This window comes from Emticicia aquatilis, assembly GCF_014644295.1.
In the GTDB taxonomy this organism is placed as follows: Bacteria; Bacteroidota; Bacteroidia; order Cytophagales; family Spirosomataceae; genus Emticicia; species Emticicia aquatilis.
In genome coordinates, this window is sequence record NZ_BMKK01000002.1 from 710,159 (window position 1) to 734,061 (window position 23,903).

13 protein-coding genes are annotated in these 23,903 nt (G+C 37.9%); 5 read left to right on the forward strand and 8 right to left on the reverse strand.

Annotated elements, in window-relative coordinates; translation table 11 throughout:
- Window positions 1-2 precede the first annotated feature (2 nt).
- Window positions 3-461, forward strand: coding sequence for an RES family NAD+ phosphorylase (locus IEX65_RS07130; RefSeq protein WP_188765331.1), 459 nt, complete (start codon window positions 3-5; stop codon window positions 459-461).
- Here IEX65_RS07130 and IEX65_RS07135 read toward each other — a convergent pair.
- Both IEX65_RS07135 and IEX65_RS07140 read right to left on the reverse strand, forming a co-directional pair.
- Entirely contained in the window at window positions 458-13,492 is a 13,035-nt protein-coding gene (locus tag IEX65_RS07135; protein WP_188765332.1) for an Ig-like domain-containing protein, read from the reverse strand. The genes IEX65_RS07130 and IEX65_RS07135 overlap by 4 nt on opposite strands.
- A 15-nt stretch (window positions 13,493-13,507) precedes the next feature.
- The gene (locus IEX65_RS07140; protein ID WP_188765333.1) at window positions 13,508-14,437 is read right to left on the reverse strand and encodes a tail fiber domain-containing protein; all 930 of its coding nucleotides are present in this window, start codon (window positions 14,435-14,437) and stop codon (window positions 13,508-13,510) included.
- Window positions 14,438-14,708: 271 nt separating this feature from the next.
- On the opposite strand from IEX65_RS07140, the gene IEX65_RS07145 reads away from it, so the two are divergent.
- Complete coding sequence (locus tag IEX65_RS07145; RefSeq protein WP_188765334.1) at window positions 14,709-15,530, forward strand: N-acetylmuramoyl-L-alanine amidase-like domain-containing protein; 822 nt, start codon at window positions 14,709-14,711, stop codon at window positions 15,528-15,530.
- A gap of 98 nt (window positions 15,531-15,628) precedes the next feature.
- On the opposite strand, the gene IEX65_RS07150 is transcribed toward IEX65_RS07145, so the two are convergent.
- Window positions 15,629-16,897, reverse strand: coding sequence for a metal-dependent hydrolase family protein (locus IEX65_RS07150; protein ID WP_188765335.1), 1,269 nt, complete (start codon window positions 16,895-16,897; stop codon window positions 15,629-15,631).
- 46 nt (window positions 16,898-16,943) lie between these two features.
- The gene (locus IEX65_RS07155) at window positions 16,944-17,114 is read right to left on the reverse strand and encodes a hypothetical protein (RefSeq protein ID WP_188765336.1); all 171 of its coding nucleotides are present in this window, start codon (window positions 17,112-17,114) and stop codon (window positions 16,944-16,946) included.
- Window positions 17,115-17,218: 104 nt separating this feature from the next.
- On the opposite strand from IEX65_RS07155, the gene IEX65_RS07160 reads away from it, so the two are divergent.
- Together IEX65_RS07160 and folD are read left to right on the forward strand one after the other, a co-directional pair.
- Entirely contained in the window at window positions 17,219-17,737 is a 519-nt protein-coding gene (locus IEX65_RS07160) for a nucleoside/nucleotide kinase family protein (protein ID WP_188765337.1), read from the forward strand.
- An 82-nt stretch (window positions 17,738-17,819) separates the two neighbouring features.
- Window positions 17,820-18,701: a bifunctional methylenetetrahydrofolate dehydrogenase/methenyltetrahydrofolate cyclohydrolase FolD gene (gene folD, locus IEX65_RS07165; RefSeq protein ID WP_188765338.1), complete on the forward strand. Its 882-nt coding sequence runs from the start codon at window positions 17,820-17,822 to the stop codon at window positions 18,699-18,701.
- Window positions 18,702-18,743: 42 nt separating this feature from the next.
- Here the strand turns inward: folD and IEX65_RS07170 are convergent, their stop codons facing one another.
- The 3 genes from IEX65_RS07170 to IEX65_RS07180 all read right to left on the reverse strand — a co-directional run bounded on the left by IEX65_RS07170 (window position 18,744) and on the right by IEX65_RS07180 (window position 21,889).
- On the reverse strand, window positions 18,744-18,971 hold the full coding sequence (locus IEX65_RS07170; protein WP_510185803.1) for a T9SS type A sorting domain-containing protein: 228 nt from the start codon (window positions 18,969-18,971) through the stop codon (window positions 18,744-18,746).
- Window positions 18,972-19,065: 94 nt separating this feature from the next.
- Entirely contained in the window at window positions 19,066-20,535 is a 1,470-nt protein-coding gene (locus IEX65_RS07175; protein ID WP_188765340.1) for a capsule assembly Wzi family protein, read from the reverse strand.
- Window positions 20,536-20,650: 115 nt separating this feature from the next.
- A complete protein-coding gene (locus tag IEX65_RS07180) occupies window positions 20,651-21,889 on the reverse strand; it encodes a DUF819 family protein (protein WP_188765341.1) in 1,239 nt (412 codons plus the stop codon).
- 570 nt (window positions 21,890-22,459) lie between these two features.
- Between IEX65_RS07180 and IEX65_RS07185 the strand changes: the two genes are divergently transcribed.
- Window positions 22,460-22,924, forward strand: a complete 465-nt coding sequence (locus tag IEX65_RS07185; RefSeq protein WP_188765342.1) for an Lrp/AsnC ligand binding domain-containing protein — start codon at window positions 22,460-22,462, stop codon at window positions 22,922-22,924.
- Window positions 22,925-23,029: 105 nt separating this feature from the next.
- Here IEX65_RS07185 and IEX65_RS07190 read toward each other — a convergent pair whose 3' ends face one another.
- Window positions 23,030-23,890: a DUF5694 domain-containing protein gene (locus tag IEX65_RS07190; RefSeq protein ID WP_188765343.1), complete on the reverse strand. Its 861-nt coding sequence runs from the start codon at window positions 23,888-23,890 to the stop codon at window positions 23,030-23,032.
- Between the last annotated feature and the right edge of the window lie 13 nt (window positions 23,891-23,903).

Sequence of the window (23,903 nt, forward strand, 5' to 3'; positions counted from 1 at the left end):
GCATGGAAGTTTTTCGATTGTCTTCAAGTAAATACGCCAACGATTTATCGGGAACTGGTGCAAAGATTCATGGTGGTCGGTGGAATAGAAAAGGTGATGCGGTTTTATACACTGCTGGCACTCGAGCATTGGCTCTTGTGGAGGTACTGGTACATACCACAAATGCTTACTTACCGCTTAATTATCAATTGATTACGATATATATACCCGATGATTCTATCCTAACAATTCCCACAAAATCATTACCCGAAGATTGGAATAATATCGAGCCAAGCGAATCTACCTCAAAAATTAGTACGGCATGGCTAAATGCCAATGAGTATCTTAGTTTACGAGTGCCATCAGTGGTTGTTGAAGGGGAATATAATTTTCTAATCAATCCATTACACGCTGATTTTTCAAAAGTTAAAATCCTCAGAATGGAAGATTTCAACTTTGATAATCGACTTCTCAAACATTAAGGTATCACTCGCCTATTCTTGGTTTTCTTCACTTCAAACGGAGTGCAAATTGGTGTTAGAAGACAGTCGCATACAGTCTTTTTCAATAAAACTTTTTTATCAACAAAGCAGCCAGAAGGATTAAAAATCCTGATAGTGTACCAAACATTGGTTGGGCTTCCTGCAATATTCTTAATAATTAAGCCATCAGTTGGAATGTTACTGGCCGTCTGATAAGTAGTATTTTCGGTAAATACCGAATCTTTCACATAAGCAAACTTGTTGCTACTCGCCCAAGTAAGTAGTTGAATAGCTCCATTATTTTCGACAACGCTTCCAGAGCATTTTGCAGATATTCCTACTACTTCAAAACTCGGTAATTCATTGATAATCAACGATACTTTTGTACGAACATTGCTTTTACAATTACTTACGGTATCTCTTGCTTGCACATAAAGCGTGTCCGAGGTTGTTAAACTGTAACTTAGACCCGTAAATACTTTCGTACCACCAGATGGTGAATCGAACCAATCAGCCGTTTGGCGATTGGCAACAGCGGCTTTAAAAATTGGCAAAATATCACCTCGACAAATGGTTGTATCTTGAATATTCATTGTTGGTGCAGCAATTACTGGGCAATTACAATCGGGAGCGGTCACTTCTTGACTAATGCTACATCCAAATTTCGTTGTAACTGTCAATCTTACACTCAAGGAATCTTTTGGTATATTTTTAAGAATTCCATTCTCGAAAATACCAGCAGTGCTACTCACTAAACTATCCGATGCGTGATAATAAACATTGTAATATTTTAAGTCATGTGTACATTTGGCTGAATCAATAACCAAAGTTGGTAATGGATTAACTATTGCATTAACCGTTGTTGTACTGACACAACCTTTCAATGTTACTGTTAAAGTGTATATTCCTCCATCAAGAACTTTCGCAGGATTGATAATTGGATTTTGTTGAGTTGATGTAAAACCTGCACCCAACCATGAATAACTTGCTCCGCTCACAGTTTCAGCCGAAAGTTTTAAGCTATCGCCTTGACAAACTGGTGAATTAGAGGTAGCATTCACTATTGGTAATTCATTGATAATCAAGGACACTTTCGTACGAACATTGCTTTTACAATTACTTACCGTATCTCTTGCTTGCACATAAAGTGTGTCCGAAGTTGTCAAACTGTAACTTAAACCAGTAAATATTTTTGTACCGCCCGTTGGTGAATCGAACCAATCAGCCGTTTGGCGATTGCCAACGGTGGCTGTGAAAATTGGTAAAGTTGAACCTCGACAAATTGTCGTATCCTGAATATTCATTTTTGGTGTGGCAATTACTGGGCAATTACAATCGGGAGCTATCACTTCTTGACTGATGCTGCATCCGAATTTTGTTGTTACTGTCAATCTTACACTCAAGGAATCTTTTGGTATATTTTTAAGAATTCCATTCTCAAAAATTCCTGCCGTGCTAGTCACTAAACTATCCGATGCGTGATAATACACATTGTAATATTTTAAGTCGGGCGTACATTTGGCGGAGTCAATAACCAAAGTTGGTAATGGATTGATGATTGCATTAACCGTTGTTGTGCTGACACAACCTTTCAAGGTTACGCTTAACGTATATATTCCTCCATCAAGAACTTTGGCAGCATTGATAACTGGGTTTTGTTGCGTTGATGTAAAACCTGCACCCAACCATGAATAACTTGCTCCGCTCACAGTTTCAGCCGAAAGTTCTAAACTATCGCCTTGACAAACTGGTGAATTAGCTGAAGCATTCGCTATTGGTAATTCATTGATAATCAAAGAAATTTTGGTACGAACATTACTTTTACAATTACTTACGGTATCTCTTGCTTGCACATAAAGCGTGTCCGAGGTTGTCAAACTGTAACTTAAACCAGTAAATATTTTTGTACCACCAGATGGTGAGTCGTACCAATCAGCCGTTTGGCGATTGCCAGCGGTAGCTTTGAAAATTGGCAAAGTTGAACCTCGACAAATGGTGGTATCTTGAATATTCATCGTTGGTGCGGCAATTACTGGACAATTACAATCGGGAGCTGTCACTTCTTGATTAATGCTACATCCAAATTTTGTTGTTACTGTCAATCTTACACTCAAGGAATCTTTTGGTATATTTTTAAGAATTCCATTCTCAAAAATACCTGCCGTGCTACTCACTAAACTATCAGATGCGTGGTAATAAACATTGTAATATTTTAAGTCAGGCGTACATTTGGCGGAATCAATAACCAAAGTTGGTAAAGGATTGACTACAATATTGATGGTATCTTTCGCTTCACAGTTATTTAGCGTTACTTTCAAAATATATTTCCCTGCATTGCTTGATGTTACAGGTGTTATAACTGGACTTTGCTCATTAGAAATAAATCCATTAGGGCCTTCCCAAGAGTAGTTTGCTCCTATACCAGCATTTGCTGCTGAAAGTTCTAATGTTTCGCCAACACATAATGAATCATCTTTTGCAGATGCTATTGCAACTGGAAGTGGTTTTATCAAAACACTAATACTATCGGCCTTGAAACACCCATTCAAAACGGCCGTCACTTGATAAAGTCCAGATTGTTGGACCGAAACATTAGGAATTATAGATGTCGATGTTGTATCAGAGAAACCAGCAGGCCCACTCCATTTGAAAGTTGTACCCAATTGATTATTTCCTGTAAACAATTTCAACGTATCCTCAGCACAAACTGGCAAATTACTACTCAATGCAAGAATCGGTAATGGTTTTACTACGACTTCGGTTGTATCGTATTCTATACAATTATCTAAATTGACTTGCAGAATATACTTTCCAGCCTTGGCCATTGTCATTGGCGAAACTGTCGGATTCTGAATATTTGAAGTAAATCCATTTGGTCCCGACCATGAGTAGGTTGCATTAACGCCAGCATTAGCAGCGGTTAATTGTAGAGAATCTTGTTCACAAACAGGACTATTCGATAATATTTGAACTAATGGTTTTGGTTTGATTCCAATAGAAACTGAATCGTTTTTAGAACAAGCATCTTTTGTGACTGTTACTTGATACAAACCAGAAGCATTTAGTGATACTTTTTGGATTTGTACGGTATTTTGAGAACTTGTAAAATTATTTGGTCCACTCCAAGCGTAAGTTCCACCAATTAATGAACTCACCGAAAGTTTTAATGTATCATCTTCACAAATTGGTGTATTGGCAGTTATCGAAACCAATGGCAATGGCTTTACAACTACCAAAGTGGTATCAGTTTGTTTACAACCATCAAGCGTAATCTCGACCGTATAAATTCCGGCTTTAGCTACCGATGCACTATCTAATACTGGATTTTGTAGTGTTGAATTAAAATTATTTGGCCCTACCCAAGCATACTTGGCATTTGTTCCTGCATTTTCGGCCGTGAGTTGAGTAGCTGCATTTTCACAAACTGGGCTATTACTCAAAGCAATCGTTACTGGCAATGGCTTAACAAGTACACTTGCTGTATCACTCAGTGTACATCCATTTAAGGTAACATTGAGCGTGTAAATACCCGACTGTGAAACTATGACATTTGTAAGAATGGTATCCTTTTTTGTGGCATTAAAACCCAAAGGGCCAGACCACAAATATGTAGCAGTAGAATCTTTTTGAGCGTTTAAAACTATACTTTCACCAGCACAAACCGTATTTCCAGAAGCTAAAGCTATTGGTTTTCGCTTGATAATGACATTTGTTCTTGAAGTATCTGAGCAACCATCTAATGTAACTTTCACGAAATAATCTCCCGACTGATTGGGTTGTGTATTGGTCAATACAATCCTTTTGCCCGTACCGATAGGAACTCCATTAGGTGTAAACCATTCATAAGTAGCATTTGGCGAATCTGCCGCTGAGAGTATCACGCTATCACCCTCACAAACAGGAGAAGTATTGTTGGCAATCGTTAGTGGCAAAGGTTTAATCAGCACATTTGTTGTATCTTGATTTTTACAGCCATTCAAAGACGTGGTTAATGTATAAATACCTGATAATGATGGACTTGCAGGAATTATCTTTACTGTTTGACCAGTTGCAGCGTAAGCATTAGGGCCTGTCCATGAATAAGAATCAATAGGATTTGTCGCTGATGGCATTGTCAAGGTTAAAGTATCATTTTCACAAAGGCCGAAAGTTGCATTGCTTAGAGCATTTGCATCTGGAAGTGGTTTTACTAAAACTTCGGTCGTTGCGGTGCTTATACAACCTGCTAACTCGACTGTTAGATTATAAATTCCAGACATTGAGGTTTTTGCAGGAAAACGAAGTGTATCTTCGGAATTTGCCACAAAACCATTTGGGCCAGTCCAAGCAAAGTTTGCACCCGAAACAGCAACGGCCTCTAATTTCAACGAATCTTCTTGACAAATTGGCGAGTTGTTTAGTGCAGTAGCTAAAGGTAATGGTTTGATAATCAACTTAACAGGTGTACGAGTGCTACTTACACAAGTACGAATTGTAATATCAGCACGGCGAGTTTCAGCATAATAAGTATAAGTACCAGCCGCAGTTGGACTTGGATTATAGGTCAAAGAATTGCCTTGTAATAAATTCCCTCCATTGGCTGCATCATACCAATCTACGGTTTCTCCTGCGAGCGTATTTACGTTTACCGCCAATAATGGATTAGGTTGACTCTGACAAATAGCAGTATCTCCCAAACTTACAGAGGCATCTAAAGGTGGGCAAAGGCAGTCAGGTGCATTAACCAAAACAGAATCTTGGCAACCTTCGGGCGATGTGATGTATAATCTTACGTTTGTTCCACTTGGCACATTTTTCAAACTATCATTTATGATAACTCCAGCAGTTGAACTTACGGTTCCACCAAGAGCGATAAATTTCAAAGAATAAGTAGCTAAATCAACCGCACATTTTGGAGTTGAGGTTGAAATTTTTGGTTTTGCGTTGACTACAACTTGGGTCGTTGTAGTGCTTACACATCCATCCAATGTTACGGTTAATGTGTAAATGCCCGAGCAAGCAGGAATTGTGTTAGTGATAATTTCGTTCTGATTTTCGTTCGTAAATGCTTTGGGTCCTGACCATTTATAGCTGGCATTGGCTATTGAATTAGCTGAAATATTCAAAGGAAAACCCTCACAAACTGGACTATTCGACGAAGCAATCGGTTGTGGTTTAGGCTTAATGAAAACATTCACCGAATCAGCAGTCTTACAGCCATTCAAATCAATCAACAACTTATAATAACCTGATTGTGAAGAAATTGCATTAGTAATTACAGGATTTTGCAAACTTGAAGTATAATTATTGGGTCCATTCCAACTATATATCACACCAGTCAATGAGGAGTTGCCAGTTAATTTTAAGGAGTCAGTTTCACAAATCGGTGAGTTAGCATTTAATGAAACCAATGGCTTCGGCTTTATCGTAAATTTGATTGCGGTTCGGGTAGCACTTCTACACTCGTTAATTTCATTACGGGTTTCTGCGTAATAAGTATAAGTGCCTGGCGATGTTGATGTTGGCGTAAAACTCTTGGTCGAATCGACGAGTGGACTTCCCCCACTTGGAGTACTATACCAGTCGGCCGTTTCGTTTGCTCCAACATTTACAGATAAAATTGGATTTATATCTCCTTCGCAAATAACTTTATCGCCATTACTCACAGGAGCATTTACAACTGGACAAGAACAATCAGGAGCATTGATATTCTGAATTTCGATACAATTCTTGTCAGTTTTTACAGTAAGAACAATATTAGTACCAGCAGGGACACCCACGATTTGATAATTATTTCCTCCTAAATTATTTATAGTACCCGCAGTTGTCAGAAGCGTAGTGGCATTACTTGTAAAATCAACTGTATATGTTTTTAAGTTAGGTTTACAAGCAACTAAGCCTATAGTTAGCGTAGGTTTAGGGAAAACTGTTACATCAACAGTTGTGGTTGAAAAACAAATACCAAGTTGAACAGTAAGCGTATAAATACCAGACTGAATGGGAATTGTATTATTTAAAACTGGATTTTGTAAATTAGAAGTAAAATTATTCGGCCCAACCCAAGAATAAATGGCTCCTGTTCCTGCATTATTTGCGGTGAGATTAACACTCTCCGTTTCACAAACTGGACTGTTTACCATCGCAATCGCACCAGGTTTTGGATTGACGGTAATTGAAGTTGTGGCATTATTTAAACAGCCATTTAAGTCAACAATAACTTCATAAATACCAGTTGAAGCAATTATGCTACTATTAATAACTGGATTTTGAAGCGATGAAACAAATCCATTTGGCCCACTCCATTGAAAACTCGACCCATTGGTAGCAATGGCTTTAAGATTAATATTTTCGGTAGCACATAAAGGGCTAATAATTGGAATACTTATAGTTGGCTTTGGCTTAATTGTAATGGCAGTAGATGCAGTAGTTATACAGCCATTTTGTGTTACGGTAAGTGTAAAAACTGCTGAATTAATAGCTGTTTGTGCCAATAAACTCGGATTTTGGAGATTTGAAGTAAAGCCATTTACACCAGTCCATAAATACGTTGCTCCTGCACCTGCATTTTCGGCCGTAAAATTTAAAACCTGCCCTTCACAAACTGGAGAATTAGACGATGGATTAGCAACTGGATTATCATACACCGTAACGGAAGTCGTAGCCGAATTAAAGCAACCATCCAAATCCACAATTACTTGATAAATACCTGTATTGATAGGAGAAACATTAGTAACAATAGGATTTTGAAGATTTGAGGTAAAACCATTTGGCCCACTCCAAGTATATGTGGCACCCGTTTCATTATTGGCATTTAACTGTAAATTTTGTCCCGCACACTTCGGCGAATCATTTGATGCTATGGCAGCCGGTTTCTTTTTAATAGTTATGTTTGCACTCGCAGTTGCCGTACATCCATCTCCCGAAGTTACAGTTAGGAAATATATACCCGAATTAGCTACCGTAGGACTAACAATAGTTGGGTTTTGAGCAGTTGATGAAAATCCATTTGGCCCACTCCAAGCATATACAGCACCCAGCGAAGCTTGAGCAGAAATATTAAGCGGTAAAGTTTCACAAACTGGAGAGTTTGACGAAATCAAAGCAACAGGTAAAGGATTAATAAGCACATTTGTTGTAGCTGTTGCACTACAACCATTCGTATTCGTCACCGTAACTGTATAAATTCCAGTTGCTGAAAGACTTACTGGATTAATACTCGGATTTTGCAAACTTGAGACAAATCCATTCGGACCTACCCAAACATAACTTACGCCTCCGCTTGATGTTAAATCTAAACTTTTTCCTACACAAACTGGGCTATTTGAACTCGCTGTTGGAACTGGCAAAGCATTGATAACAACATTTGTCGTGGCAGTTGCACTACAACTATTGGCATTCGTAACCGTGACCGTATAAATTCCAGATGCCGAAATACTTACTGGATTAATACTCGGATTTTGTAAACTTGAAGAAAAGCCACTCGGCCCAGCCCAAGCATAACTTACGCCTCCACTTGATGTTAAATCTAAACTTTTCCCAACACAAACTGGCGTGTTTGAACTTGCAGAGGGAACAGGTAAAGCATTGATAACAACACTCGTAGTAGCTGTTGCACTACAGCCATTCGCATTCGTTACCGTAACTGTATAAATTCCCGATGCTGAAAGACTTACTGGATTAATACTCGGATTTTGTAAACTTGAAGTAAAACCATTAGGCCCTACCCAAACGTAACTTACTCCACCACTTGATGTTAAATCTAAACTTTTACCAACACAAACGGGCTTATTTGAACTCACTGTTGGAACTGGCAAAGCATTGATAACCACATTCGTCGTAGCTGTTGCACTACAACCATTGGCATTTGTTACCGTAACTGTATAAATTCCTGTTGCTGAAATGCTTACTGGATTAATACTCGGATTTTGTAAACTTGACGCAAAACCATTTGGTCCTCCCCAAGCATAATTTACCCCACCACTTGAGGTTAAATCTAAACTTTTCCCAACACAAACAGGCGTGTTTGAACTTGCCATGGGAACTGGTAAAGCATTGATAACTACATTCGTCGTGGCTGTTTCACTACAGCCATTCGCATTTGTAACAGTAACTGTATATATTCCTATTGCTGAAAGACTTACTGGATTGATACTCGGATTTTGTGAACTTGATGTAAAACCATTAGGCCCTACCCAAGCATAGCTTACACCACCACTTGAAGCTAAATCTAAACTTTTCCCAACACAAACTGGCGTATTTGAACTTGCTGTTGGTACTGGTAAAGCATTGATAATCACACTCGTCGTAGCAGTTGAACTACATCCATTCGCATTCGTCACCGTAACTGTATAAACACCTGATGATGAAACACTTACTGGATTAATACTCGGATTCTGTAAACTTGATGTAAAGCCATTTGGCCCTAACCAAGCATAGTTTACTCCACCACTTGAGGTAAAATCTAAACTCTTTCCAACACAAACTGCCGTATTTGAACTCGCTGTTGGAACTGGCAAAGCATTAATAACCACACTCGTCGTGGTGGTTGCACTACAGCCATTCGTATTTGTAACTGTAACTGTATAAATTCCCGTTGCTGAAATACTTACAGAATTGATACTCGGATTTTGTAGACTTGAAGTAAAGCCATTTGGCCCTACCCAAGCATAGTTTACTCCACCACTTGAGGTAAAATCTAAACTCTTTCCAACACAAACTGGCGTATTTGAACTCGCTATTGGAACTGGTAAAAAATTGATAACCACATTTGTTGTAGCGGTCGCACTACAGCCAGTCGCATTTGTAACAGTAACTGTATAAATTCCAGCTGCTAAAAGACTTACAGGATTGATACTTGTATTTTGTAAACTTGAAGAAAAACCATTTGGCCCTACCCAAGCATAACTTACTCCACCACTTGATGTCAAATCTAAACTTTTCCCAACACAAACTGGGGTATTTGAACTCGCTGTTGGAACTGGTAAAGCATTGATAATCACACTCGTAGTGGTGGTTGCACTACAGCCATTTGCATTTATAACTGTAACGGTATAAATTCCCGATGCTGAAATACTTGCTGGATTAATACTCGGATTTTGTAAACTTGATGTAAAACCATTCGGACCTACCCAAGCATAGTTTACACCCCCACTTGATGTTAAATCTAAACTTTTCCCAACACAAACTGGGGTATTTGAACTCGCTGTTGGAACTGGTAAAGCATTGATAATCACACTCGTCGTGGTGGTTGCACTACAGCCATTCGCATTCGTCACCGTAACTGTATAAATTCCAGTCGCTGAAATACTTGCTGGATTAATACTCGGATTTTGTAAACTTGAAGTAAAGCCATTTGGTCCTAACCAAGAATAGCTTACCCCACCACTTGAAGCTAAATCTAAACTTTTTCCAACACAAACTGGCGTATTTGAACTCGTCGTTGGTACTGGCAAAGCATTAATAACCACATTCGTCGTGGCAGTCGCACTACATCCATTGGCATTCGTAACCGTAAATGTATAAATTCCTATTGCTGAAAGACTTACTGGATTAATACTCGGATTCTGTAAACTTGAGGTAAAACCATTTGGTCCAACCCAAGCATAGCTTACACCACCACTCGAACCTAAATCTAAACTTTTCCCAACACAAACTGGCGTGTTTGAACTCGCTGTTGGAATTGGTAAAGCATTGATAATGACATTCGCCGTGGCTGTCGCACTACATCCATTGGTATTCGTAACCGTGACCGTATAAACTCCTGTTGCTGAAAGACTTACTGGATTAATACTCGGATTCTGTAAACTTGAGGTAAAACCATTTGGTCCAACCCAAGCATAGCTTACACCACCACTCGAACCTAAATCTAAACTTTTCCCAACACAAACTGGCGTGTTTGAACTCGCTGTTGGAATTGGTAAAGCATTGATAATGACATTCGCCGTGGCTGTCGCACTACATCCATTGGTATTCGTAACCGTGACCGTATAAACTCCTGTTGCTGAAATGCTTACTGGATTGATACTCGGATTCTGTAAACTTGAAACAAATCCATTTGGCCCTAACCAAGCATAACCCACTCCGCCATTTGATGTCAAATCTAAACTTTTACCAACACAAACAGGCGTATTGGAACTTGCCGTTGGTACTGGTAAAGAATTGATAACCACACTCGTCGTGGCAGTTGCACTACAACCATTCGCATTCGTTACTGTAACTGTATAAATTCCCGTTGCTGAAAGACTTGCTGGATTAATACTCGGATTTTGTAAACTTGATGTAAAACCATTAGGCCCTACCCAAACGTAACTTACTCCACCACTTGATGTTAAATCTAAACTTTTACCTACACAAACTGGGCTATTTGAACTCGCTGTTGGAACTGGCAAAGCATTGATTACCACTTTCGTCGTAACAGTCGCACTACACCCATTACCGTTAGTAACCGTAACTGTATAAACTCCTGATGAAGAAATACCTACTGGATTAATACTTGGATTCTGTAAACTTGAAGTAAAACCATTCGGTCCTACCCAAGTATAACTTACTCCACCACTTGATGTTAAATCTAAACTTTTCCCAACACAAACTGGCGTGTTTGAACTCGCTGTTGGTACTGGTATAGCATTGATTACCACATTCGTCGTAGCTGTTGAACTACAGCCATTCGCATTTGTAACAGTAATCGTATAAATTCCTGTGGCTGAAATGCTTACTGGATTGACATTTGGATTCTGTAAACTTGATGTAAAACCATTAGGCCCTACCCAAACGTAACTTACTCCACCACTTGATGTTAAATCTAAACTTTTTCCAACACATACTGGCGTATTTGAACTTGCAGAGGGAACAGGCAAAGCATTGATAACCACACTCGTAGTAGCTGTTGCACTACATCCATTCGCATTCGTCACCGTAACTGTATAAATTCCAGATGCCGAAAGACTTGCTGGATTGATACTTGGATTTTGTAAACTTGATGTAAAACCATTTGGTCCTAACCAAGCATAGATAACTCCACCACTTGATATTAAATCCAAACTTTTTCCAACACAAACTGGGCTATTAGAATTGGCTGTTGGTGTTGGTAAAGGATTTATAGTGACAGCAGTAGTTGAACTTGCACTACAACCATTTAAAATCACATTCAGACTATATGTTCCACTTGCCGCAGTTGTTACTGTTGTTATACTCGGATTTTGTAATCCTGATGTAAAATTATTAGGGCCACTCCATTGATAAATCGCTCCTGTAACGCCCCCAGAACCCAATAAATTTAAAGTATTACCTACACAAACAGGGCTATTACTATTTGCCGATGTATTTGGTAAAGGCTTAATAGCCACATTTGTAGTAGCAGTAGCCGTACATCCGTTTAATGTAACTGTTGAAGTATAAACTCCATTAGATGCAGGAGTTATACCACTAATTGTTGGATTTTGTAAAGCAGAAGAATATCCGCTCGGTCCATTCCATAAATATGATGCTCCTGTTCCACCATTGACCGAACTTAACGTTAAAGTTTGTCCTTGACAAATGGGTGAATTATTACTTGCTCCTACTGTTGGTAATGGCTTAACCGTAACACTCGTTGTGGCCGTTGCAGTACAACCATTCAATGTAACTGTTAAAGAATAAGTACCATTCTGGGTACTTTTAGCAGCTGCGATACTTGGATTTTGTAAAGTAGATGCAAAAGAATTTGGTCCACTCCAAGCATAAGTTGCTCCGGTACCTGCATTTGTGGTGGTCAAATTCAATGTTTGACCTTGACAAATAGCTGAATTTGAACTTGCATTAATTGCTGGCAATGGCTTTACTGTAATCGGAATCTCAAGAATATCATTGCAACCATTCACAGTTTTACTCACAAAATAGCTTCTTGAGGCCGTTGGGCATACCACCGAACTTGTAAGTTGATTTACATCTGCTTGAGCATCAGCCAATGTGTTAAAATATTTAATACTTACAGTACTATTAGGAAGCAGAGGGGTATTATCAGTAAATAATGTCGATAAATCTGTACAAGTTTCAGTACATATGCTTGTTCCTGAAGTAACTAAATCTGGATATGGCGTAACAGTGCCAACTAATGTTGGGGTTGAAGCAATTCGGCATGTAATTAGGTTAATATTACCACTTTCAGATGCTAAAACTCTATAATAATAAATACCACTCGTTGCAGGTGTTAATGTATATGTAGTAGTTGTTGCACCACTTATATTTGTCCAATTAGTAGCATCTGTACTGACTTGCCATTGAAACACAGGATTATTATAGCCACTACTTAACGTTGCATTCAGCGTGAACGACTGACCAATACAAATCTTAGCTGTTGTAGAATTGGTATTCAAAAACTTAGTTGTCAACGTCGGCCCGCATGCTCTAAACTGAATATCATCGAGGGCTAAATCATTCCCACAGCCTCCAGGTGCATTATTTACTAAACGTAAAACGACGGTTGAAACCCCCGTTGGTGTAGTAAAAAATGTTGCATATCTATTCCACTGTGGACTTGAAGTTTCGGGAATACTTCCAGTAGAAAATGTTTTTAAGACTGTCCCAGAAGTTGTTTCAATATTAAAAGTTACATTTGGAAATCTTTGAGAATTAGTCGAGCAGCTTCCCGCTTTTAATAAATTCATTATCCAAGAAGAAAACTCATAAGTTGTTCCACCACACAAACCAGAAATAGTTGTTTTGAAAAATTCACCTGGTGAATATGAAGCATTAACCACCATCATGTAGCCATTAGTATCACCTGTATGGTCACGTGTAGAAAGCAACCAACCACCACCATAACAAGTATTATTGTCGGTAGCATTGGCTACTGAAGTTGTGCGTATTCCATAAAATCCATCTTGAATACAGGTCACTCCCGAGTATGTGTAATTCGTTTGTCCAGTCGGTAAGGCCGCACCAATACTTGCACCCGAACCAAAAGTAACGTTCACAACAGGGTCGCCCAAAGACCCAGTACAAGACTGAGCCTTTGTTTGTACACTTTCAAGAAAAATCAACAGCAAGATGACTATTTTTACAATCCCTTTCATCAAATTTATAAGGATTTATTTATTTTTCAACCGTTCCAATTCGGTTTTCAAGGCTTCAATTTGCACTTGTTGTTCTTGAATCGCCTTCACCAAATACGGAATCAACTCTATATAATTTACACTCAAAAACTCGACTGGTTCACTCAATTTTGCCTTAGTTACGGGATCGTATTTAGCAGGTTGAATGGCTTTTGTAACCAATTCAGGTAAAACTGCTTGCACATCTTGAGCTATAAATCCGTGATGATTACCTGCTGGCAAATTCATTCCTGCAATTTTTTCATATTGATACGAATAAGGCGAAAGCTTCATGAGCGTTCCGAGTCCATTTGAAATCTTAGAAAGGTTATTCTTTAATTTAAAATCAGAAGCCGATGTGACTGTACCTGTTACAGTTACATTTCCATCAAAATACCCAGCATATTGTGTAGCAGGCCCAAAGCTAAACGCCTCACCATATACGCCATATAATGCACGTGCATTAGCATTGCCGTAGGCCGAACCTAAAACCCCAAATGCGGCACCAATGCCCATATTAGTTCCCACTCCCTTCACGCCAAAGTTATCGCCACTGCCATCAATAACTGCCATGCCCAAAACTCCATGATTAAGTATGGCAGTATTGCCCGTTAATCCTAATAATCCAGCATTACTGAGTGTAGAATTTGTTGCGTAACCATAAACCGAAAAAACCTCATTGCCAGTTGAAGCAGGAGTAGCTTCGGCACTTATGGCAGAATATACTTGGCTCGATATCGGAGTGATAGTTGGTGTTGTACCAACACCTTTTACGTGAAGTTTGGCGTTTGGATTTGAGCCATCGTTATTGATACCTATCGAAGTTGCCTTCAAAATATTATCAGAAGGACTAAGTAAAATAGATTGTGCCACTACCATCGAGTGGCTCAATATCAATGAACTGCAAAGCAATAAACGCTTAATCATGTTTTTATAGGAAATTTATAGGAAATAAGCACGTAAGTCCTTGATGTCATTTACTGAAGAATCAGCGGTAGTTTCAAAAACTTATATTTTGACTTTGTCGAAAAACGTACCAATCAATCATTTTTTTACAAAATCTTACCCAACGGTAGCATTTTGAGTTAAGCTGTAATATTTTAGTAGTTGAGCCGTTCAATAATCGTATTCAAAAAACGTTTGAATTCTACATATCGAAATCATACCTTTGTCAGATAATCTCAAAATCAAGTATCAAATGCTGTTCAAAAACACCTTCAGTCTATTTCTTACAGCCTTTTCTCTGAACATTGTATTTGCACAAAGTGCCGACGAAATGGTATTTATGCAGAAAATGAAATTGCCTAAAGGCGAAAACAAAGCACAAACAGCCATAGCAATCGCTAAGAGTTTCATTGGTCAGCCTTACAAGGCAGGAACGTTGGACGCTCTTCCGAACGAACAATTAGTTTGTAATCTTAGAGATTTTGACTGCTGGACATTTGTAGAAAGTGTAACAGCAATGACTTTGACGAAGTACGATGAAAAACCGAGTTACGAGAAATTTAATAATCACCTAAAAAATCTGCGTTACCGCAAAGGAAAAGTGAATGGTTATGGCTCACGCATCCATTATTTTAAAGAATGGATGATTCAAACTGAAGATAACAATATTGCTCAAGAAATGACGCCTCTGATTGGTGGCGAAGAAGCCAATAAAGACATCAACTTTATGACTTCTCACCGAAGTCTATACACAAAATTACAAGATAACGAATCTTTTGCAGCCGTAGAAAAAGCCCAAAAAACAATCAATACTTACGATTTCTTTTACATACCTAAAAGTAAGGTAGCTAAAATAGAGTCTGAAATTCAAGATGGAGATATTATTGGCATAACATCAGGAGTAGAAGGACTGGACTTCAATCACGAGGGTTTTGCCATTAAACAAAATGGTCGAATTCATTTACTTCATGCGTCATACGACCTCAAAAAAGTAATGATTACCACCGAACCTTTGGCTGATTATCTCAACAGAATAAAGAAGCATTCAGGAATTACCGTTCTGCGTTTACTATAAAATCACTATCTTAGATACAAAAAGTACGAAGTCACTCAAGTAAAACCTTGACATAGCTTCGTGCTTTTTGTGTTCTAAGTGCTAAAATTTCAGTATTGTTATTCTACTAAGACTCCATTTTTATAAACTTTTTTTACCTTTCTAATATCGGTAATTGTCTGCGAAGGATTGCCCTCCACTACCAAAATATCTGCCAAAAGTCCATTTTTGATTCGACCAACCTCTTTATTGATATGAAAAGCATCAGCATTGATACTTGTGGCGGATTTTAAAGCCTCTGTCGGGCTCATTCCGTATTCGACCATCATTTCAAGTTCACGGGCATTATCACCATGAGCAAAAACTCCCACGTCACCACCAAAACAAATCTTCACTCCTGCCTCCAGAGCTTGTTTAAAAGTAATTCGCTTTTTCTTGATTCTTTCTGGTTCTTCATCTACTCCCTTTTTCCAACCTCTGTATTGACTAATTGCATCACCAGCCGCCAGAGTCGCACACAAATACACATTCTTTTCTGCCATCAATTTCCAGATTTCGGGTGTGCCGTTATCACCATGTTCAATCGTTTCTACACCACCCAATATTGCACGACGCATACCTTCTACGGTTGAAGCATGGGCAACCGTTGGTCGGCCAGCACTTTGAGCGGTTGCCACAATCAACTTTATTTCGTCCAAAGAAAAAGTCGGAGCGGCTTCTCCTCGCAATCCCCAACGATAATCGGCATAAATTTTTATCAAATCGGCCCCTTTCCCAATCTGATTACGGGTCTTTTTTATCAAATCATCAAAACCGTCAGCTTCTTCTGCCCCTTGTGGCACTTTGATGTCGGGCGAAAAAGTACGTGGTCCATAACTACCCGTAGCAATTAAAGCTTTCGTAGCTATCAGTAATCTCGGGCCAATAATCACACCATCATCAATGGCTTTTTTCAGACCTACATCATCAAACTCTGCTCCTTCTGTACCCAAATCTCGTGCGGTAGTAAAACCCGCTTTGAGCGTTTTTTCAGCATGTATAACTGCCCTTGCTGTGCGATACGAACGTGGTTCTTTCAAAACTTGGTCATCCCACGTTACTTCGTTGTAAGGATGGAGAAAAAGATGCGTATGCCCTTCAATCAACCCAGGCAAAAGCGTACAATTTTTCAAATCAACAATTTTAGCATCTTTTGGCAAACTTTTTTCAATATTCGCCTGACTATCAACTTGTTCAATTTTATTTCCCTTGATGACTACTCCGTATTTTTCAAGATTTTTTTCACCATCAAAAACCCTATCTGGACGTAGATAAACCAAACTTTGAGCAGAAACTTTACTAAGACACGTAGCAATAATAAATAATAATAACGTTTTTCTGAAGTACATTTTATAAAAGATGAAGTGAGTTTTTATTATAAGATTTGTGTAAAATTTATTTTCGCTTGTACATTCTAAGGCCTACAACCCCAATAATTACGAATAAAAGAGCCATTACGGTATTTGTAGAAGACTTATCCTTGATGTAGAGTTTCATGACGAGAAGAAAAATACCACAGAAAATTGCCACATAGCTGGCATAATAAGAAAGTTTATCTTTGTTCATTTTTTTAGGGTTTTTGAGATTTTGATTTAAATATAATCAAATTTAATTTTCTTTGTGAAAGAATCTCAAAATCTAACTCAAAAGCATATTTTTCAAACAAAATCATGATTATTGGCATTGGAGGCGTGAGCCGCTCAGGAAAAAGTACACTCGCCAATCTGTTGGTGACTTATTTCAGAAAAAATGGAAAAAAAGCAATCATTTTCCACCAAGATGATTTTGTTTTTCCTGAAACACAAATTCCAAAAATTAAAAACAAAACCGATTGGGAATCGCCACAATCCATTGATTTTGAGCAGTATAAAGAAGTTATAGAGCTTTTTAAAACTCGATTCGATGTCGTAATCGCTGAAGGTTTATTTGCATTCTATGATGATAGCATTAATCAGCTTTACGACAGAAAATTTCATGTAAAAATATCGAAACGAACATTCTTGATTCGTCGTGCAATGGATATCCGCTGGGGCTACGAGCCAACTTGGTTTATCGACCACGTCTGGCTTTCATTTTTGAAGTACGGTAAGCCAAGAAAAGATTTAAAAGGCATTGTAAATGTAAGTGGAGAAGATGAATTTGATATGGACAAGGTCATTAAGAGCCTCGACTCCCCTCGGATAGCGTAACAAAAAATCTTAAATCATCAATCGTAATTCGTAAATCGTAATTATCTTCTTACTTTTGCACTTTCAATAAAAAATCAGCTCCATGACAATCATTGATGGTAAACTTATTTCTGCTCAAGTTAAGCAAGAACTCAAAGAAGAAGTAGAGAAACAAAAAGCAAATGGTGGTAAAATTCCGCATTTAGCCGCAATTTTAGTTGGCGATAATGGTGCAAGCGAAACCTACGTAGCAAGTAAAATCAGGTCTTGTGAAGAAATTGGTTTCAAATCGACACTCATTCGCCGTGATTCAAGCACTACTGAAGAAGAAGTTCTCGAAATCATTCAACAACTCAACGAAGATGATGATATTGATGGCTTCATCGTTCAACTTCCGCTTCCTGCACACATAAATGTAGATAAAGTAATCGAAGCCATCGAGCCACGCAAAGATGTTGATGGTTTTCATCCAATAAACATTGGTCGTATGGCCAAAGGCTTACCTGCTTACATTTCGGCAACTCCTTTTGGTGTTTTAGAATTAATCAAACGCTATAATATTGAAACCGCAGGAAAACACTGTGTGGTTGTGGGAAGAAGCCAAATCGTAGGTTTGCCGATGAGTATTTTGATGCAACGCAATACCTACCCAGGAAACTGTACGGTATCTTTGGTGCATAGTAGAACGCAAAACCTCTCAGAAATTACCAAACAAGCTGACATTTTAGTTGCAGCACTTGGAAAACCAGAATTCATTACGGCCGATATGGTTAAAGAAGGTGCCGTTGTGATTGATGTTGGCCTAACCAGAGTGGTTGATACTACAAAGAAAAGTGGTTTTGCACTCAAAGGTGATGTAAAATTCGATGAAGTTGCTCCTAAATGTAGTTATATTACGCCTGTACCGGGTGGAGTTGGACTAATGACCGTAGCAGCCTTGATGTACAATACACTACTTTCGGCAAGAAGAGAAATTTATAAGTAGATAGTCTGAGTGGTATGTTTCGGCATACCACTCTTATATTTTTTAATTATGGCTCACATTAAATTGATGAGTAATTGCCTTGCCATGTGGCAAAAGTAACTCTACAAAATATACACCATCTTGTAATTTATCTACTTCAAATTCATTGCTCGCTTCATTTTCGAGGTCTCTCATTTCAAGAACTCTGCCTTGAGAATCTTTAAGAAATATTTTTGTTTTCATTTCTGTCATCGTTTCTATATGGATTAGTAAGTACAAAAGATTTGCCAATTTAATATAAAGACGTTCGTTTGACCGAAATATGTTGCATTGGTTTAAATAATTTTAAAAAAAATTATTTAATGGTGTCAATAAGCAGTTCTACTCACCATTTTTTTATCAATGAGATATAACTTCCATAATTATCTTTTATTAAATCGCCATGGTCAACCGATACATTGACATTCAAATCGGCTTTTAATCTACGAAGCGGAACCGTAGTGTTGACTGAATAAGAAATTTGGTCAACTGGTTCTATAACTCTTCCCAGTAAACTTGTATTTCCAAAATTTCTACTAAACGAAAGTCGATTCGAGAAACTAATCGTTCCAATCTGATTCAATAAAGCTCCATAAAATGCCCAAATACGATTATTATTCACGAAAACATTACCATTTCCAAGCTGATTTTCGTTTCTGATATTTTGTTCGGGAGTCAAAAAAGGCGTACCAATCGTACGTTTATTATAAGACCAACCATCAAAATATTGTTGATGATTAAACAAAAAACTTTCTTCATTAGGATGTCGGTCAGGCATATTCAACAAACGCCCTATTCCTGCTACATATCTACCTTGGTTTTTAGTAAATAAATACTCAAAAACAACTCTCTTAAACGAAGATTCAGGTTTTGGAGTAAAACTAACTCCATAAAGACCATCATCTGTATTTGTCAGTCCAAAAAGTTGCCCATCATCAAACAAAAATTGTCGATAAAGTATCAATTTGCTCTTCTTAAACTTAAATTCGGCAGCAGCATCAACCGAGCCAAGTTGATTCCCAAAATGATTGGTAGTTTCAAAAGCATTGTAAGTATAATACTTAGGAGATTGTTTCCAAAGGCCTTTTAAAGGCAAAACCACGTTTCCGTAAACATACCAATCGGCAGGAAACTTACCATTATACAAGCGGTCATCATTAATCGGCAACGTATTTTTAGGTGTTCCACCCCATGTTACATTATGAACAATACCTCCGTAAAGATTGAGCATTGAAGCGGGCTTTCCAAGCCTAAAAAACAATGATTTTTGATGAAGATAATATCCTTTAGCAAAAGTCTGATTCCCAAACCACCCGTGCGAATAAGTACCTTTAAAACTCAGCCATTTAAAAAATAACTTAGTATAGTTTGGCATTCCAATTTGTACTTTCGGAATTGGCATGGCGTTTCCCGACCACGAAACCGAACCCGAAGATAAAAGGGTATCAACAATTCCGAAAATCTCTTTTCTACGGCCAGCATATATCTCAAATTTTCCAAGTTTTGTGCAGAGAAAGCCTTCGGGTAATAATAATTGCGGATTTTTACCAAGAATCGTTACAGCTTCAAAGCCGTAATCAAATTTGAAGAATCTATTGAGTGTGTCTTTTTGAGTCTTGATACTTTGTCGGCAAAGAAACGCTGGTAAATCGCTCGGAATACTTCCAAACTGATTAGAACTCTGCCAAAAAGGTAATTTATTTGTAATAGAAAAATAACTTCCTATTTCGAATCTATAATCAAACTTTTTAGGTGGATTTTGCTGAGCATTACACGCCACAACTAACCCCAGCCAAAAGGTAAATATTTTTTTCATGTTCGCTCAATTTTATACTAAAAATCGAGCAAATATGATGCCTAAGATAAAATTTGGTATATATACGTCTTTTATGGTACACTAAAAACCTAATTTGTTAATTGCAAGTCTCTTATTAGTTAGAAACCCATTGCATTACAAGCCCAGTAAGGTAGCCACAATAAGTGCCAACGGCATTGCCAAGTATTGCCAACAAAACACCAATCGGAGCCAGCGAAGGATTAAATGCAGCCGCTACAACCGACGCAGAAGCAACTCCCCCAACATTCGCTTGCGAACCAACTGCTGTAAAGAAAAAAGGAGCTTTCACGATGTACGATGCAATGATAGTGAAGACTGCGTGAATCAAAATCCAAATCAATCCAACCAAAAATAACATCGGATTTTTGAACGCCTCAAAAATATGCAATTGCATACCAATAGTAGCAATCAGAAAGTAAAGAAACAAAGTACCAATTTTAGAAGCACCGAATCGCTCAAGATTACGAGCCTTCGTATTTGACAAAATAAAACCTGAAAGCGATGAAACTGTCACAATCCAAAATGATTTGGACGCTAAACTATAAGCCTTCAGATTCGGATAATTGGTTTCGATAAAAGGAGCAACATTATCGGCCACAATATGAGCAAGACCCGTTATTCCAAACCCAACGGCCAGTAATAAAAATAATTCTTGAAATGTTGGATTCTTTTGTTTGGCACTTTCAATCTCAACCCTTTCTTGTATTTCTTTAATGATACTTGCATCTGCTTTCATTTTTTTATCGATAATTGCAGCTTTTGCCACGAAATAAAGCAGAAACCCCAACCATAACTCTGCAAAAAGCACATCAATCACACTCGTTTGGGCAAAAACAGCAGGCGATGGCTGAAAGATTTCTTTCAAAGCCAACTGATTGGCATTGCCGCCAGTCCAACTTCCAGCTATCGTAGCCAAGCCTCGCCAAATTTCTTCACCGTCTTTTCCCAAGAAAGTTGGGTCAATCATTTTTCCTACCCAAATTCCAACTGGTCCGCCTACCATCACTCCTATTGCTCCAGCAAAAAAAACAAACAAGGCTTTTCCACCAAGCTGTCGAAGAGCTTGAATATCAATACTCAATGTAAAAAAGACTAAACAAGTTGGCAAGAAAAATCGTGAAGCGGTTTCGTCAAGCTGAGAATCAGCCGCCGAAATAACATTAAACGAACTCAATAAACCTGGAATAAAAAAGCAAAGAAGTATTGAAGGAACAATTTTATAAAATTTCTCAAACGACTTTAGAGTAGTTGAATAAAAAATAATAGCCAACGTAGCCATTAAAATTCCAAGCACTACAGCATCGTTTGTAAAGAAGGCTTTTTCTTCAATCATGGTTTAGGTTTGTTTCAGTCAGAAACACAAAGTAAATAATTCTTGATTAAACATTCGTGTTTTTTATACACAAAAAAACACGCAAACCTCAATTCGGGATTGCGTGTCGCAATTACACTTCATCAACAAACTAAAAACCAAATAATATTTTTACTAAGCAAAAATACTCAAAAAAAAAGTATGAAAGAAATTTATCAATTAAAATATTCTTTCACACTTTTAAATTGCTTGCTGTAAGAGGGGGAGTCGAACCGCCCACGGTGTAGTTAGCCACAGTACAAATTTGGTGGTCAATCCCAGTCGACTAAGATAGTCCGGCTTTATGCTGCGTTTGTCCTATAATCACCACCCCCGAGACAGGAGGGCATGGCTGCCAATTTCATCACCTTACAGTATAAATCAAAACTTTAAACTTTGCTGTAATTGTGGTGCTTTGTCTTATTTTGATGTTACAAAGTTAATACAAAAAAGACATACGTTGCAAATATTTTATAAAAAATATTTAATATTTACATTATTCATAATTTTTAATTAACTTTATTATCAAATTTATAATTCAAGTTTTTAAAAATGGAAAAAAATTTAGAAATTGATAAAACAGATTTGAAGATTTTATCATTGCTCATGCAGGACGCCAAGATGCCTTACACAACAATTGGAGAAAAAATCTTTGTTTCAGGTGGGACAGTTCACGTACGTATGAACAAAATGGAGCAAATGGGCATAGTAAAAGGCTCTCAACTAATCGTTGACCCCATTAAACTCGGTTGGGACATTAGTGCTTTCTTAGGCATCTATCTTGATAAAAGCGAATTATACGATACAGTGGCCGACCAATTAGAAAATATACCAGAAGTTGTAAGCATTAATTACACGACTGGTCAGTATAGTATTTTTGTAAAAATTGTTTGTCGAGATACCCAACATTTACGAGAAGTGCTTCACGATAAAATTCAGAAGGTTGGCGGAATCAATCGCACCGAGACTTTTATTTCATTGGAAGAAAGGTTTAATAGGCCTATTCCTTTGGTGTGATGGGGGATTTATTTATTGAGAAATTTTCACAGAATCGGGTTTGGAAACCCGATTCTATGGAGAGTCATCCATTCTACAAGTTCATATATTAAATAAAAACAACTTTCATTTCAAAATCTCTCTCACATCCACAATTTCAAAATATGGGTGCGATTTTAGCATATCTCTTAAAATCTGAACGTGTCCCCCGCCGATTATTACAAGCAATTTTCTATCATACGGGCTTACACTCGATAAGATATTTTGCATAATTTTAGTATTGCGATAATATTCTTTAGCAGTGAATTCCGCTCCGTAGCCATTGGTATTAGTATCCATCCAGCCAGTTATGTTAAAATAATGTAGCGTTGCGATACTTTGCTCAGAATTTAGGTTTATTAAGTGTTCTTTAATCGGAAGTTTTTTCCAAGTCTCATAATTACTCAAATATTCATTAAATGAACGATTGACACTCGGATTTTGCTTGAAATAAACATCATAAGTTGGCTTCACTCGTTCGAGTTCATGTGAGTAAAAAGTTTGTAATGTATCAATTTTATTGCGTGCGGTTCGCATTCCCAATGATAAATCTGGTTGAACGTAATTAATGCAAGTAACGCCAACAGGATTATTGATTTTCTTAGCCAGTTTAATACCAATCTGAAAAATCTCGTTGAGTTCTCCACTTTTTTCGGCAGGGCGAAAACCATTCAAATAATTTCGGTAAACAGTATTCCAATAAGGTTGAGCATCGGGGGTATTTTCAACAAAAATTTTATCGGGTTTAAACCTTGCCAAAGCATCGACCACATCTTGCACTTGTTTTTGGCGTTCGGCAGAAAGCAAATCATCAATCCCTCCTTTCACATAATCGGGAGTTTCGCCCATGTGAAAAACACCCAAAAAAGCCACTTGTACCCTCCCACTCTGGGCATTCAAGAGAGTTGAACCGCAAATATAAAATATGACAGATAGAAGATATTTCATAGATAAAACTAAA

Bases quoted from the DNA above. Each gene is read 5' to 3' on its own strand.
- IEX65_RS07145 (WP_188765334.1), top strand. From the start codon at position 14,709: ATGCTGTTCAAAAACACCTTCAGTCTATTTCTTACAGCCTTTTCTCTG.
- IEX65_RS07130 (WP_188765331.1), top strand. From the start codon at position 3: ATGGAAGTTTTTCGATTGTCTTCAAGTAAATACGCCAACGATTTATCG.
- IEX65_RS07140 (WP_188765333.1), bottom strand. From the start codon at position 14,437: ATGATTAAGCGTTTATTGCTTTGCAGTTCATTGATATTGAGCCACTCG.
- IEX65_RS07185 (WP_188765342.1), top strand. From the start codon at position 22,460: ATGGAAAAAAATTTAGAAATTGATAAAACAGATTTGAAGATTTTATCA.
- IEX65_RS07190 (WP_188765343.1), bottom strand. From the start codon at position 23,890: ATGAAATATCTTCTATCTGTCATATTTTATATTTGCGGTTCAACTCTC.
- IEX65_RS07180 (WP_188765341.1), bottom strand. From the start codon at position 21,889: ATGATTGAAGAAAAAGCCTTCTTTACAAACGATGCTGTAGTGCTTGGA.
- IEX65_RS07155 (WP_188765336.1), bottom strand. From the start codon at position 17,114: ATGAACAAAGATAAACTTTCTTATTATGCCAGCTATGTGGCAATTTTC.
- IEX65_RS07175 (WP_188765340.1), bottom strand. From the start codon at position 20,535: ATGAAAAAAATATTTACCTTTTGGCTGGGGTTAGTTGTGGCGTGTAAT.
- IEX65_RS07135 (WP_188765332.1), bottom strand. From the start codon at position 13,492: ATGAAAGGGATTGTAAAAATAGTCATCTTGCTGTTGATTTTTCTTGAA.
- IEX65_RS07150 (WP_188765335.1), bottom strand. From the start codon at position 16,897: ATGTACTTCAGAAAAACGTTATTATTATTTATTATTGCTACGTGTCTT.
- folD (WP_188765338.1), top strand. From the start codon at position 17,820: ATGACAATCATTGATGGTAAACTTATTTCTGCTCAAGTTAAGCAAGAA.
- IEX65_RS07160 (WP_188765337.1), top strand. From the start codon at position 17,219: ATGATTATTGGCATTGGAGGCGTGAGCCGCTCAGGAAAAAGTACACTC.